General features: G+C 68.7%; 10 protein-coding genes and 1 pseudogene. 9 read left to right on the forward strand and 2 right to left on the reverse strand.

All coding sequences use genetic code 11. The annotated features are described in order from the left end of the window. Positions 1-87 precede the first annotated feature (87 nt). Complete coding sequence (locus tag AR539_RS03950) at positions 88-888, forward strand: helix-turn-helix domain-containing protein (protein ID WP_197410547.1); 801 nt, start codon at positions 88-90, stop codon at positions 886-888. Here AR539_RS03950 and AR539_RS03955 read toward each other — a convergent pair. After that, positions 809-1,810, reverse strand: a complete 1,002-nt coding sequence (locus AR539_RS03955) for a DMT family transporter (RefSeq protein ID WP_082699176.1) — start codon at positions 1,808-1,810, stop codon at positions 809-811. The two genes, AR539_RS03950 and AR539_RS03955, sit on opposite strands and share 80 nt — an antisense overlap. 50 nt (positions 1,811-1,860) lie before the next feature. Between AR539_RS03955 and AR539_RS03960 the strand changes: the two genes are divergently transcribed. Continuing rightward, positions 1,861-3,090 carry a cysteine desulfurase family protein gene (locus AR539_RS03960; protein ID WP_066432740.1) on the forward strand — a complete coding sequence of 410 codons (1,230 nt, stop codon included), beginning with the start codon at positions 1,861-1,863 and terminating at the stop codon, positions 3,088-3,090. Positions 3,091-3,140: 50 nt separating this feature from the next. On the opposite strand, the gene AR539_RS03965 is transcribed toward AR539_RS03960, so the two are convergent. After that, a complete protein-coding gene (locus tag AR539_RS03965) occupies positions 3,141-4,385 on the reverse strand; it encodes an NAD(P)/FAD-dependent oxidoreductase (protein ID WP_066432742.1) in 1,245 nt (414 codons plus the stop codon). Positions 4,386-4,644: 259 nt separating this feature from the next. Here AR539_RS03965 and mnmA point away from each other — a divergent pair, with 259 nt between their 5' ends. The 7 genes and pseudogenes from mnmA (at position 4,645) to AR539_RS04000 (ending at position 13,436) form a co-directional block, all read left to right on the forward strand. Then, positions 4,645-5,763 (forward strand): tRNA 2-thiouridine(34) synthase MnmA, encoded by a 1,119-nt coding sequence (gene mnmA, locus AR539_RS03970; RefSeq protein WP_066432744.1) that lies wholly within the window; start codon positions 4,645-4,647, stop codon positions 5,761-5,763. 327 nt (positions 5,764-6,090) lie between these two features. Further along, entirely contained in the window at positions 6,091-7,725 is a 1,635-nt protein-coding gene (locus AR539_RS03975) for an ABC transporter substrate-binding protein (RefSeq protein WP_066432746.1), read from the forward strand. Between the two features lie 130 nt (positions 7,726-7,855). Further along, the gene (locus AR539_RS03980; RefSeq protein WP_066432748.1) at positions 7,856-8,947 is read left to right on the forward strand and encodes an ABC transporter permease; all 1,092 of its coding nucleotides are present in this window, start codon (positions 7,856-7,858) and stop codon (positions 8,945-8,947) included. Between the two features lies 1 nt (position 8,948). After that, entirely contained in the window at positions 8,949-9,974 is a 1,026-nt protein-coding gene (locus tag AR539_RS03985) for an ABC transporter permease (protein ID WP_066432750.1), read from the forward strand. After that, the gene (locus AR539_RS03990) at positions 9,971-11,674 is read left to right on the forward strand and encodes an ABC transporter ATP-binding protein (RefSeq protein WP_066432753.1); all 1,704 of its coding nucleotides are present in this window, start codon (positions 9,971-9,973) and stop codon (positions 11,672-11,674) included. The genes AR539_RS03985 and AR539_RS03990 overlap by 4 nt, the downstream gene beginning before the upstream one ends. Positions 11,675-11,871: 197 nt before the next feature. Further along, a pseudogene (locus AR539_RS03995) lies at positions 11,872-12,244 on the forward strand (chorismate mutase); the annotation flags it as partial. Positions 12,245-12,386: 142 nt separating this feature from the next. Further along, positions 12,387-13,436: a hypothetical protein gene (locus tag AR539_RS04000; RefSeq protein WP_066432755.1), complete on the forward strand. Its 1,050-nt coding sequence runs from the start codon at positions 12,387-12,389 to the stop codon at positions 13,434-13,436. Positions 13,437-13,440: the final 4 nt, after the last annotated feature.

Raw genomic sequence — 13,440 nt, forward strand, 5'->3', positions numbered from 1 at the left:
CGGCTCCTTCTAAAGGTGAATATATTAATTTTAGAATCGGGCCGGTGATTAAGCAATGAAATTTGTTTTTAGAGATAGGCTGGATTCATGACGCGCGCCCCGTGGAACCGCAGGATTGCGGCCGTTGCCTCCCTCGGGGATGAGAACCGCCGGAAGCTGTTCGACGTCGTCGCTGCGGCCGGGTGCGCCGTCAGCCGCGACGAGGCCGCAGCCGCCACCGGACTGCCGCGGAGCACGGCGTCCTTCCAGCTGGACCGGCTGGTGCAGGACGGACTACTGAGCGTGGAATTCCGGAAGCTTGGCGGCAGGGGCGGCCCCGGATCCGGACGTCCGGCCAAGCTCTACCTCGCCGCCGTGCCGGAGGTTGCCGCATCCGTCCCGGACCGGAACTACGACCTGGCCGCGGAACTGCTGGTCTCGGCCATCGAGGACTCCGCCGCCGGCGCGGGGTCAGCCCGCGAGGCGCTGCTGCGCACCGCCTTCGCGCGCGGGCAGGCGGCGGCCCGGGCGCGGGGTGAAGCGGCGGGGCAGGCCGGCCCGGCGCCGGACGCCGGAGAAAGCTTCGCCGCGCTGCTGTCCGCCGAAGGCTACCGGCCCGCAGCTGACGGCGAAGGCGGCCTGGTGCTGCTCAACTGCCCCTTCCACCGGATCGCACAGGGCCACACCGACGTCGTCTGCGCCATGAACGGCGCGTTCCTCGGTGGCGCTGCGGCCGGCTGCGGCATGGACCCGGGCCGGGTGCAGGCCCTCGACATCGAGGAACTGCGGTCCCGCGGAACCGCGCTGCCGGCGCAGTGCTGCGCCCGGATCAGCCCCGGGGAACCCGCGAGTTCCGATCCCCGCCACCTGGAGTTGCCGGCCCCGGATCCGCAGAACCCGCCGCGCTGAGCCCCGCCGCGCTGAGCCCGGGGGACATGCGTCCCGAAACGTCACTCCCCGGCGCGGGCGCCTTGGCCCGGCCCTTCATCCCGGTGAGCAGCACCCCTGCGATCACCAGGAGCCCGCCGGCGACCTGCACCAGGGAGAGCGGTGTCCCCAGCGCCACGGTGATGGCTGCCGTAAAGACCACAATGAGGTTGAGGTAATTCCCGGCGGTGCCCGGAGGCGTGGTTTTCAGGGCAAGGTTCCACAGGAGGTAGGCGCCCAGGGACGGGAAGACCACGATGTAGGCCAGCGACCATGCCTCCGCGGGCAGCTGGGGCAGCCGCACGTCCAGGGCGAGGGCAAACGGTGCCAGCGTCACGGCCGCCAGCGAGACCTGCACGGCGGTGGCTGCAATGGCGGGAAGGTCCAGCCGGCGGGCGATGATCGTATAGCAGCCCCAGACGAAGATCGCGCCGAGCATCATGACCTCACCGATGTTCAGGGACAGGCTGAGCAGGCGGTGCAGTTCGCCCCGGGTCAGCACCAGGAGGACGCCCAACAGGCCAAGGCCGATGCCCACCCATCCCCGTCGGGTGGTCCTCTCGCCGGGCAGCACCATCGCCATCAGGACGATCAGGGCCGGATTGGCCGCGGTGATCAGGGAGGCGTTGATGGCGGAGGTGTGGCCCAGCGCCCCGTAAAGCAGCAGGGTGTAGCCGCTCATGCCCAGCACGCTCAGCAGCAGGAGCACCGGCCAGCGGCGCAGCACCGCACGCCAGTCCGGCTTCTCCACGAAGTGGGCCAGGACCAGCAGCGGCAGGGCGGCAAGGGCCCAGCGCCAGAACGTCAGGTCCATGGGGGTCATGGAGGCGACGGCGGCCTGGGCGACCATAAAGTTCCCGGACCAGAAGAGCGTGGCCAGGACCAGGTACAAGGGCGCTTTCACCGCTTGAATCTACACCAGGGCGGCTCCGGGCCCGCGGGTAGAATTGGACTGTGTCCGTTTACCTTGATCATGCCGCAACCACCGCCCTGGCCCCGGAGGCCCTGGCGGCGCTGACCCGTGAACTGGCCCGGACCGGCAACCCCTCCTCGCTGCACGGATCCGGCCGCCGGGCCCGGCGCGCCGTCGAGGACGCCCGCGAGGTGCTGGCAGCAGTGGCCGGTGCGCACCCCTCCGAAGTCATCTTCACCTCGGGCGGCACTGAAGCCGACAATCTTGCCGTGAAGGGCCTCTACTGGGCCCGCCGGGCGCAGAACCCGGCCCGCAGGCGCATCCTGTGCTCCGCCGTCGAACACCACGCCGTGCTGGACACCGTCGAATGGCTTGAACGGCACGAGGGCGCCGAGGTGTCCTGGCTGCCGGTGGACCCCGACGGCGTGGTGGACCTGGACGTGCTGGCCGCCGAACTTGCCCGGGACCCCGGCTCGATCGCCCTGGTCACGGTGATGTGGGCCAACAACGAGGTCGGCACCATCCAGCCCATCGCGGAGATCGTTGAACTGGCGCACCGGGCCTCGGTTCCGGTGCATTCCGACGCCGTCCAGGCCTTCGGCTCGGTGCCCGTCGATTTCCGCGCCTCGGGCCTGGACGCCATGTCTGTCTCCGGCCACAAGATCGGCGGACCGGTCGGCGTCGGGGCCCTGCTGCTGGGCCGGGCAGTGACGCTGACGCCCGTCCTCCACGGCGGGGGACAGGAGCGCGATGTCCGCTCCGGGACGCTGGACACCGCGTCCATCGCCGCCTTTGCCGCGGCGGCCGAAGCCGTCACCGGCAAACTGCCGGAGGAAGCGGCCCGCATCGCCGCGCTGCGGGACCGGCTGATCGAGGGCGTCCAGGCTGCAGTCCCCGACGCGGTGCTGCGCGGCGCTCCCGGTGCAGGGCGGCTCCCGGGCAACGCTCACTTCACCTTCCCCGGCTGCGAGGGGGACTCGCTGCTGTTCCTGCTGGACCTGGCAGGGGTGGAATCCTCCACGGGCTCCGCCTGCACCGCGGGGGTGCCCCGGCCATCGCACGTGCTGCTGGCCATGGGGCTGGACGAGGAAACCGCGCGGGGTGCCCAGCGCTTCAGCCTGGGGCATTCCTCCACCGAGGAAGATGTGGACGCGCTGCTGGCCGCACTCCCCGGCGCCTGCACCCGCGCCCGCCAGGCCGGCATGGCCGGCCACGAATCCACCATCCAGACCGCCGGCACGGTGGCCCGCCAGGGCGCCAGCCGGGGCTAGGGCGCCAGCCGGGGCTAGACAGCCGGCCGGGGCTAGACAGCCGGCCGGGGCTAGGCCGCCGGCACCAGCCCGCTGAGCGGGACGCCGGGATCCGCGAGGTCGGCAGGACTGACGGCGGTTCCCGCGGCGATGAGCTTCTTGATGGTTTGCTGCGGTTTGGCCGAACGCGGCCAGTTCACGCTCATGCCCGCCACCACGCGGCCCTCGCGCTGCCAGAAGGCGAGGAATTCCCTGGCCTCGAAAGAACCGCGGAGGGTGGGCGGCCCCGAGGCGAGGGACGCGAAGCCCGAATACTCCATGCTCACGTCGAACTGGTCGGTGTAGAAGTAGGGGACCGCGTCCAGGGCCGCCTCCAGGCCGAGCATCGCCTTGGCCGCCACCTTTCCGCCGGCCAGGGCGTTGGCCCAGTGCTCGCTGCGGTGGTGTTCTCCGGTGTAGGGATGCAGCGCGTTCGCGACATCGCCGGCGGCAAAGACGCCGGGCGCCGAGGTCCGCAGGGACGCGTCGGTGAGGATGCCGTTCCGCAGCGCGATGCCGGCCGCGTCGGCCAGGGCCACCTCGGGGATCACGCCCACGGCAATGATCACCAGATCCGCCGGCAGGACCTCCCCGGCATCCGTCTCGACGGCCGTGACCCGGCCCGACTGCCCCTTGATCGCGGCCGCCGAGGCGGGAAGCCGGAACCGGACGCCGTGATCCTCGTGCAAAGACCGGAAGAAGCCGCCCAGTTCCCGCCCCACCGCCGCTTCCAGCGGCACCTGCTCCAGGCCAAGCAGGGTGACCCGGTTTCCGTAGGTGCTCGCCGCCGCGGCGAGTTCCAGCCCGATCCAGCCCGAACCGATCATCACCACGTTCCGGCCGCCGCCGGCCAGGCCCTCGCGGAGGCGGCGGCTGTCGTCCGCCGTGCGGAAGGTGCTGACCCCGTCCAGGTCGCTGCCGGGGACCGGGATGCGCCGGGGCCGGGCCCCCGTGGCCAGGAGCAGCGACGAATAGTCCAGGCCCTGCCCGTCCCCGAGGGTCACCCTGCGGGCTTCCGGATCAACGGCCGCGGCGGCGGCACCCAGCCGCAGCTCGACCCCGTTGTCCTCATACCAGCCGTCCGGCACCACGGGGAGGGCGTCGTCGCCGGCCCGGCCCAGCAGATAGTCCTTGGACAGCGGCGGGCGCAGGTACGGGGGATGGTCCTCCTCGGCCAGCAGGACCACCGGCCCGTCGTACCCCTCGGCGCGGAGGGTCTTTGCGGCCGTGGCGCCGGCGAGTCCGCCGCCCACGATCACGATGTTCCCGGAGGCCATGTCACCCTCGATTCCTGCGGCCGCCGGAGCATCCCAGGCCGCAACGTTGCGGAAAAGCATCTAAAATCGGTACCCTTGACTTTAGAGTCGGAGGGGCGGAGCGTCAAGGTCTTTTGGGTGTGGATCCCCCCGTGGCGATAGAATGGTGCGGCAGGCATTGTGCTCTCTCCGCATCCGGCAGGCGCCGGTGCCGGCACTGCCCCCTAGTCCCAGACCCCATTTCAAAGCACCACATCCCAGACCCCCACGGAAAGTCAGTATGCGAGTTCTTGCAGCCATGAGCGGCGGCGTTGATTCCGCCGTCGCCGCAGCCCGCGCCGTCGAGGCAGGACACGACGTCGTTGGCGTCCACCTCGCGCTCTCCCGGATGCCCGGCACCCTGCGCACCGGAAGCCGCGGCTGCTGCACCATCGAGGACTCCCGCGACGCGTGGCGGGCCTGCGACGTGCTCGGGATTCCCTACTACGTGTGGGATTTCTCCGAGCGCTTCAAGGAGGACGTGGTCCAGGACTTCATCGATGAGTACGCCGCCGGGCGCACGCCCAACCCGTGCATGCGCTGCAACGAGCGGATCAAGTTCGCCGCGCTGCTGGAAAAGGCAATCGCGCTCGGATTCGACGCCGTCTGCACAGGCCACTACGCAAAGGTGATTAAGGACGCCGACGGGAACCCGGAGCTGCACCGCGCCGCGGACTGGGCCAAGGACCAGAGCTACGTCCTCGGCGTGCTGACCCATGAGCAGCTGCGGCATTCCATGTTCCCGCTCGCAGACACGCCGTCGAAGGCCGAGGTCCGCGCGGACGCCGAGCGCCGCGGCCTGTCCGTCGCCAACAAGCCGGACAGCCACGACATCTGCTTCATCCCCGACGGGGACACCGCCGGCTGGCTGGCCGAGAAGATCGAGATGACCACCGGCGACATCGTGGACGAGTCCGGCGCGAAGGTGGGCGAACACCCCGGTGCCAATGCTTTCACCGTGGGCCAGCGCCGCGGCCTGAAGCTGGGCACCCCGGCCGCCGACGGAAAGCCGCGCTTTGTGCTGGAAATCCGGCCGAAGGAAAACAAGGTGGTGGTGGGCCCCGAGGCGCTCCTGGCCATCGACGAGATCCGCGGCATCAAGGTCTCCTGGGCAGGCCTGCCGATCGCGGAAATCGGCACCGGGGAAGACTTCGACTGCCACGCCCAGGTCCGCGCCCACGGGGACCCCGTGCCCGCCTCCGCGCGCATGGAACTCGACAGCGGCAACCTGGTGGTCACCCTGGCCGAGCCGCTGCGCGGCGTGGCCCCCGGCCAGACCGTGGTGCTGTACCAGGGCAGCCGCGTGCTGGGGCAGGCAACCATCGACGCCGCCCGCTCGCTCAAGCGGGCTGCCCTCTAGGAGCGTCCCGGTCCGGTCCGGAAAAGCCGCACGCCGCCGGCGTGCGGCTTTTTTGCTGCCCGGGTTTCTTGCTGCCCAGGCGCGGCGGGCCTGCCCGGCGCGGAGGAGCGAACGGCCGGTGCAGGGTGTCGAATTTCCCGCGGAAAAGGCGAAGATCACGCTGAGTTCTGCCTGTTCGTGTAAATTTTGTGTCTCAACTCACAAGATGTAACGATTCACCGGGCAGCCGTCTGGTTGAATCTAGGCATCAGGACAGTGTTCTGCCCCCGAGTCGATTCAGGCACTACCGGGCTGCGCACTAGTACTCATCGAACAGAAAGTTCACAGATGGCAATGAACAAAAAAGCCCTGCAGAGCGCCATCGCGCTCGCCGGGGTATCCGCCTTCGCACTGACCGCCTGCACCGGCCCCTCCGGCGGCGGAACGGCTACCGGCAGCGCCGCCGGCGGCGGAACCATAACCTATGGCACCACCGACAAGGTGGTCACCCTCGACCCGGCAGGGTCGTACGACGCGGGTTCCTTCATGGTGATGAACCAGATCTACCCGTTCCTGCTCAACTCCAAGCCGGGCAGTGCTGACTCCACGCCCGACATTGCCGAGTCTGCCTCCTTCACCAGCCCCACCGAGTACACGGTCAAGCTCAAGCCCGGCCTGAAATTCGCCAACGGCCACGCACTGACGTCCTCCGACGTGAAGTTCTCGATCGACCGCGTCGTCAGCATCGCCGACGACAACGGCCCGGCCTCGCTTCTGGGCAACCTCGACTCGGTCACGGTCAAGGACGACTCGACCGTGGTCTTCACCCTCAAGGCCGCCAACGACCAGGTCTTCCCGGGCGTCCTCGCCGCCAACGCCGGCCCGATCATCGATGAAGAGGTCTTCCCGGCGGACAAGCTGATGTCCGACGACGAAATCGTCAAGGGCAAGCCGTTCGCCGGCCCCTACACGATCGAGAGCTACAAGAAGAACGAGCTCGTCGGCCTCAAGCCCAACCCGGACTACCAGGGCCTGCTGGGCAAGCCTGCCAACGGCGGCGCCACCATCAAGTACTACGCCGACTCCAACAACCTCAAGCTGGACGTCCAGCAGGGCAACATCGACGTCGCCGGCCGGAGCCTGACGGCCACCGACGCCGCTGACCTCGAAAAGGATTCCAAGGTCAAGGTGCACAAGGGCCCGGGCGGCGAGCTTCGCTACATCGTGTTCAACTTCGACACCATGCCCTTCGGCGCCAAGGCCCCCGACGCCGATCCGGCGAAGGCTCTGGCTGTCCGCCAGGCCATGGCCCATGTGATTGACCGCGGCGCCATCGCGAGCCAGGTCTACAAGGACACCTACCTGCCGGCCTACTCCGTGGTGCCGGACGGCTTTGTCGGCGCTACCCAGCCGCTGAAGGAAATGTACGGCGACGGCAGCGGCAAGCCCAGCCTCGAGAAGGCCAAGCAGGTCTTCAGCGATGCGGGCGTCACGGCTCCGGTCACCATCAAGCTCCAGTACAACCCGGACCACTACGGCAAGTCCTCGGGCGATGAATACGCCATGGTGAAGGAGCAGCTGGAGAAGTCGGGCCTGTTCACGGTTGACCTGCAGTCCACCGAGTGGGTCACCTACTCCAAGGACCGCACGGCGGACGCCTACCCGGTCTACCAGCTCGGCTGGTTCCCGGATTACTCCGACGCCGACAATTACCTCACGCCGTTCTTCGTCCCGGGCAACTTCCTGGGCAACCACTATGAGAACCCCACCGTCACGGAGCTGATCAACAAGCAGCTGACCACCGTTGACAAGGCAGAACGCGAAAAGGTCATCGGCGAAGCCCAGGAGGCCGTCGCCAAGGATCTCTCCACGCTGCCGCTGCTGCAGGGCGCACAGCTCATGGTGGCCGGCGCGAACGTCAAGGGTGTCGACCAGACCCTCGATGCTTCCTTCAAGACCCGCCTTGGTGTTATTTCCAAGTAGGTCGTTTTCCCCATCCGGTTCTGACCAGCCGACGAGGCGGGGCGCCACCATGGCGCCCCGCCTTTGGCACGGATACAGGACAACAGCTTCCGCAGCCCACAAGGCTTCCGGAACACACATTTAGGTACCAATGACAACACTTATCGAGGCACCGCCGGAAGACGGCGAAGGCCTTCTTCCGATAAAGAAAAAAACGTCCGGTGGGGGACTGGGCCGCTACATCCTGATCAGGTTCTTCCTGATCTTCCCGACTATTCTCATCCTGGTCACCATGGTGTTCTTCCTGATGCGCACCACCGGCGATCCGATCACCGCTGCCCTGGGCGGCCGGCTTCCCCAGGAGCAGCTGCAGGAACGCATTGCCGCCGCCGGGTATGACCGGCCCATCTTTGTGCAGTACTTCGAATACCTGGCCCAGCTCATCACCGGCAACTTCGGCACCACCCTCTCGGACAACCGGCCGGTTGCCGAGATGCTCGCTACCTATGGAGCCGCCACCCTGGAACTGACCATCAACGCCCTGCTGGTGGCCCTGGCCGTGGGCATCCCGCTGGGCCTGATCGCCGCGCACCGCCGCGACAAGGGCCCCGACGCCGGGCTGCGCGTCTTTGCGATCCTCTGCTACGCCACGCCGGTGTTCTTCTCCGGGCTCCTGTTCAAGCTGACGTTCTCGGTCTGGCTCGGCTGGCTCCCGGTCGCCGGGCGGGCGACGCCGGCCACAGAGCTGGCCCTGACCTCGCTCGAGGCCCCCACGGGCATCTACTGGCTGGACGCCATCCGCAGCGGCAACATGGCCGCCCTGGCCGACGTGATGGCCCACGCCGTCCTGCCGGCCCTGGCGCTGGGGCTGCTGACCGCCGGGATCTTCCTGCGGCTGGTCCGCACCAACGTGATCGGCACGCTCGGCAAGGACTACGTCGAGGCCGGCCGCTCCCGCGGAGTCAGCGAATACCGGCTGTTGACCAAGCATGCCTACAAGCCCGCACTCATCCCCATCATCACCGTCATGGGCCTCCAGATCGCCGTCTTGCTGGGCGGTGCGGTCCTGACCGAGACCACCTTCGAATGGAAAGGCCTCGGGTTCCAGCTCGCGACCTACCTGACGGCACGCGACTTCGTGGCTGTCCAGGGCATCGTGGTGCTCCTCGCCGTGATCGTGGCCGTGACCAACTTCTTCGTGGACATCGTCGCCGCGCTGATCGACCCCCGCGTGAGGTACTGATATGACCACCACTGCCGTGACTGAACCCGTCAAGGACCCGAAGGACCCTTGGTTCCGGCGCCTGCCGGTCATCTCGCATTTCAACAAAAGCGTCGGACTGCAGCGCGGCATGCTCGTGGCGGGCCTCGTCCTCACCGGGCTCTTCCTGCTGACCGCGGTATTCGCGCCGCTGATCGCCCCCTACGGCTTCTCCCAGATCTCCGACGCCGACGGCAACTTCCCGGCGCAGCAACCGCCCGGCGGAAAGTTCCTCATGGGCACCACCGTCGGCGGCTACGACGTCTTTTCCCGCGTCGTCTGGGGCGCCCAGACCGCCGTCCTGGTGATCATCGTGGCGGTAATCATGTCGATCTTCATCGGTGTGGCGCTGGGCCTGGTCAGCGGTTACATCGGCGGCTGGCTCGACCGCACCCTTGTGGTCATCGCCGACGCCGTCTACGCCTTCCCGCCGCTCCTCGTCGCCATCGTCATGGCCATTGCGATCAGCGGCGGCAGGTCCAGCCTTTGGGGCGGCATCCTCGCCGCGGCCATCTCCATTACGGTCGTCTTCATCCCGCAGTACTTCCGCGTCATCCGGGCCGAGACCATCCGGCTCAAGGCGGAACCCTTTGTGGAATCGGCGAAGGTGGTGGGCGCCTCGAACATCCGGATCATGCGCCTGCACGTCTTCAAAAACGCCACCCGCACCCTGCCGCTGATTTTCACCCTGAACGCCTCCGAAGCCATCCTCACGTTGGCCGGCCTGGGCTTCCTTGGTTTCGGCATCGAACCGACCTCGGCGGCGGAATGGGGCTTCGACCTCAACAAGGCCCTCGCGGACACCACGTCCGGCATCTGGTGGACCGGGGTGTTCCCGGGCCTCGCCATCGTCCTGACGGTCCTCGGCCTGACCCTGGTGGGCGAAAGCATCAACGACCTCAACGACCCCCGCCTGCGTGGCCGCAGGAAGGCCGCTTCCGGAAAGGGCGGCCCGCAGTCCACCCCCGGCGCCCCGGCGGCACGTGAAGAAGAAGTGAGCAGCTCATGACCATCAACATCGACCAGCCCGGCGCCGGTGCCAGCCCGGTCCTCGACATCGACCATCTCAAGGTCACCTTCGCCACCGATGCCGGGGATGTGTACGCCGTCAAGGACGTCAGCCTCGAAGTGAACCCGGGCGAGGTGGTGGCGATTGTGGGCGAGTCCGGCTCCGGAAAAACCGTCACCGCCAAGACCATCCTCGGGCTGCTCCCCGAGACCGCCATCAGTTCCGGGGCGGTGCTGATCAACGGCAACAACGTCATCAGCGTCAGCCCGGGCAAGCTCCGCGACATCCGTGGCCGCGACGTGGCCATGGTGTTCCAGGAGCCGTCCACCGCCCTGAATCCTGTCTTCACCGTCGGCTGGCAGATCGCCGAGGGCATCCGCGCCCACTCGGGCCGCGCCGGAGGCCAGCAGGTCAGCGCCAAGGAGGCCAAGTCCCGGGCCATCGAGGCGCTCCGGAAGGTAGGCATTCCGGATCCGGAAACCAGGGTCAACTATTATCCGCACCAGTTCTCCGGCGGCCAGAAGCAGCGCGTGGTCATTGCCGCCGCGCTGGCGCTGAACCCGGGACTCATCGTGGCCGATGAACCCACCACCGCGCTGGACGTCACGGTACAGGCCGAAATCCTCGACCTCCTGCGCGACCTCCGCGACCAGTACGGCACGTCGATCGTGCTGATCACCCACAACATGGGTGTGGTGGCAGACCTCGCCGACCGGGTTGTGGTGATGTACCGGGGCGATGTCGTGGAGGAAGCGCCGTCGCGCGTGCTCTTTGCCGAGCCCAAGCAGGACTACACCAGGAAGCTCCTGGCCGCGGTCCCGCACCTGGGCAGGAATTCGGCGTCCGAAGGTATGACCCAGCGCGCCCACCAGGGCGGGAAGGTGCTGGTCGAAGCCAAGAACCTGACCATTGAGTACCCCGGGCGCCTGGGCAGCCCCGCCTTCAAGGCGGTGGACGGGGTCGACTTCACCCTGTCCGAGGGGGAGGTCTTCGGCCTGGTGGGGGAGTCCGGCTCCGGCAAGACCACCATCGGGCGGGCCATCGCCGGCCTGAACCGGACCACCGGCGGCAGCCTGAAGGTCCTGGGCTACGAGATGCTCAACCTGAAGGAGCGCACGTTCAAGCCGCTGCGCAAGGAGATCGGGTTCGTGTTCCAGGACCCGGCGGCGTCCTTCAACCCGCAGCTGACCATCGGGGACTGCATCGCCGAACCCCTGGTCATCCACTCGAAGCCGACGCCGGCCCAGGCCCGGCAGCGGACCCGCGAACTCCTGGAGGCCGTGCAGCTTCCGGCGGCGTATGCCGACCGGTTCCCGCATGAGCTCTCCGGCGGGCAGCGGCAGCGGGCCTCCCTGGCCCGCGCGCTCATCCTGAACCCGAAGCTGCTGATCGCCGACGAGCCGACGTCCGCCCTCGACGTGTCGGTCCAGGCCGTGGTGCTGGAGCTGTTCAAGGACATCCAGGCCGAATTCGGCTTCGCCGCCCTGTTCATCAGCCATGACCTCGCCGTCGTCGACATCCTGTCCCACTGGGTCGGTGTCCTCTACAAGGGCAAGATGGTGGAGCAGGGGCTCGGGAGCCAGGTGATGGGCAATCCGCAGCACGCGTACACGAAAAAGCTGATCGCCTCCCTGCCGGTTCCGGATCCGGACGAGCAGGCCCGGCGCCGGGAGGAATTCCGCGCCGTGCTGCACGGCTGATCCCGCCGCCGCTTTCAAGGACATGCCAGGGCATGCCCGCCGTTCGCATTGAACGGCGGGCATGTCCCTTTTTTACGCCGCCTTTTTTACGCCGCCGGCAGACACGCGGCCGGGCCGAGGGACCGCCCCAGGCCAGGGTGCCGCGGGAGGCGCTTAACAGCAGAAGTGATTAGCGCAGGTGCCCCTAGACTGGAGCAATGACCGAGCAGAACCAGACCCATCCCGACGCCGATTCCTACGACCCCCAGGCCAGTTCGCTGGCCGGTCAGGTGGATCCGAAGGTCATGGCGGAGCTGCTGTCGATCCGCTCCAGCATTGACAACATCGATGCCACCCTCGTCTTCCTGCTTGCCGAGCGGTTCAAGGCCACCCAGAAGGTCGGGTTCCTGAAGGCCGCACACAAACTCCCCGCCGGTGACCCCGGACGGGAAACGGCCCAGATCGCACGGCTGCGGCGCCTCGCCGCGGAGGCCCACCTCGATCCGGCGTTCGCGGAGAAGTTCCTGAACTTCATAATCGGCGAAGTGATCCGGCACCATGAGGCCATCGCCGAGGACCATGAGGCGGCCCTGGCCGCAGAGCCGCGGACCACGGAGCCCCGGACCGCAGAGCCGCGGACCACGGAGCCCCTGCCCGCCGGTTCCGTGCGCCCGCAAGCCGCCGGCGACGTGCCCGGCGCCGCCGGCCCGGCCGTCTCCGCCACCGCCTAGCCGTGGCACAGACACCGCCCCCGGCCGCCGCGCCGGACCAGGTCACCGCCACGGCCCTGGGCACCTGGCCCGGCCAGGATCCGCTGGAGGCTGCGCGCATCATCCGCGGCGAACTGGGCAGCCCGCACCTCCCGTTCCTGGCGGAGCTCCCGGACCGGGGCGTCGGCTCCGACGCACTGGGCCGGACAGCGTCGCTGCTGGTGGACCTCGCCGTGGACGTCCAGCCCCACGGCTGGCGGATCGTGGACCGGCCGGGCAAGGACTCCCGGCGGGCGCAGTCCGCGCTGTCCACCGACATCAACATCCTGGCCGACGTCGTCGGTGCCGAGGACGCACCTGCGGCGGACATCAAGGTCCAGCTCCGCGGGCCGCTGAGCCTCGCCGCGGGCCTGCACCTCCACAACGGCGAACGGGCCCTGATCGACCACGGCGCCCGGCGGGACCTCGCGGCCTCCCTCGCGGCCGGCGCCGGCGGCTACCTCAGCCGTGTGGCTGCCGCGGCCCCCGGGGCCCGGATCGTGGTCCAGATCGACGAACCCGAGATCGCCTCGGTGCTGGGCGGCACTATTCCCACATCCAGCGGCTACCGGACCCTGCGTTCCGTGCCGGGCCGCGAGGCCACCGACTCGTGGCAGCTGGTCATTGACGCCCTGCGGGCCGCCGGCGCCGTTGAGGTGGTGGTGTCCGTCCCCGAAATAGAGGCACCCTTCGAGCGGATCCTGGCGGCCGGGGCCGACGGCATCGCCGTACCGCTGCGCGCGCTCACCTCCCGGCAGTGGGAACAGCTCGCCGCCGCGGTGGAATCAGGCAAACGGCTGTGGGCCGGCGCGCTCGACGTCGGAGTCCCCTCCGCCGCGCCGCCGCGCGTTGCCGACGTCGTGGAAACGCTCTGGCGGCCCTGGCGCCAGCTGGGGCTGCCAGCCTCCGCCCTCGCGGGCGTCCGGGTGACGCCTTCCGAGGGCCTGGCCCGGCACTCCCCGTCGGCGGCCACTGCTGTACTGGCGCGCCTCACCAAGGTGGCAGACGGGCTCAACCAGATCGCTCTCGGGTAAGCCC

Origin of the sequence: Arthrobacter sp. EPSL27 (assembly GCF_001512305.1) — a bacterium.
Taxonomy (GTDB): domain Bacteria; phylum Actinomycetota; class Actinomycetes; order Actinomycetales; family Micrococcaceae; genus Arthrobacter.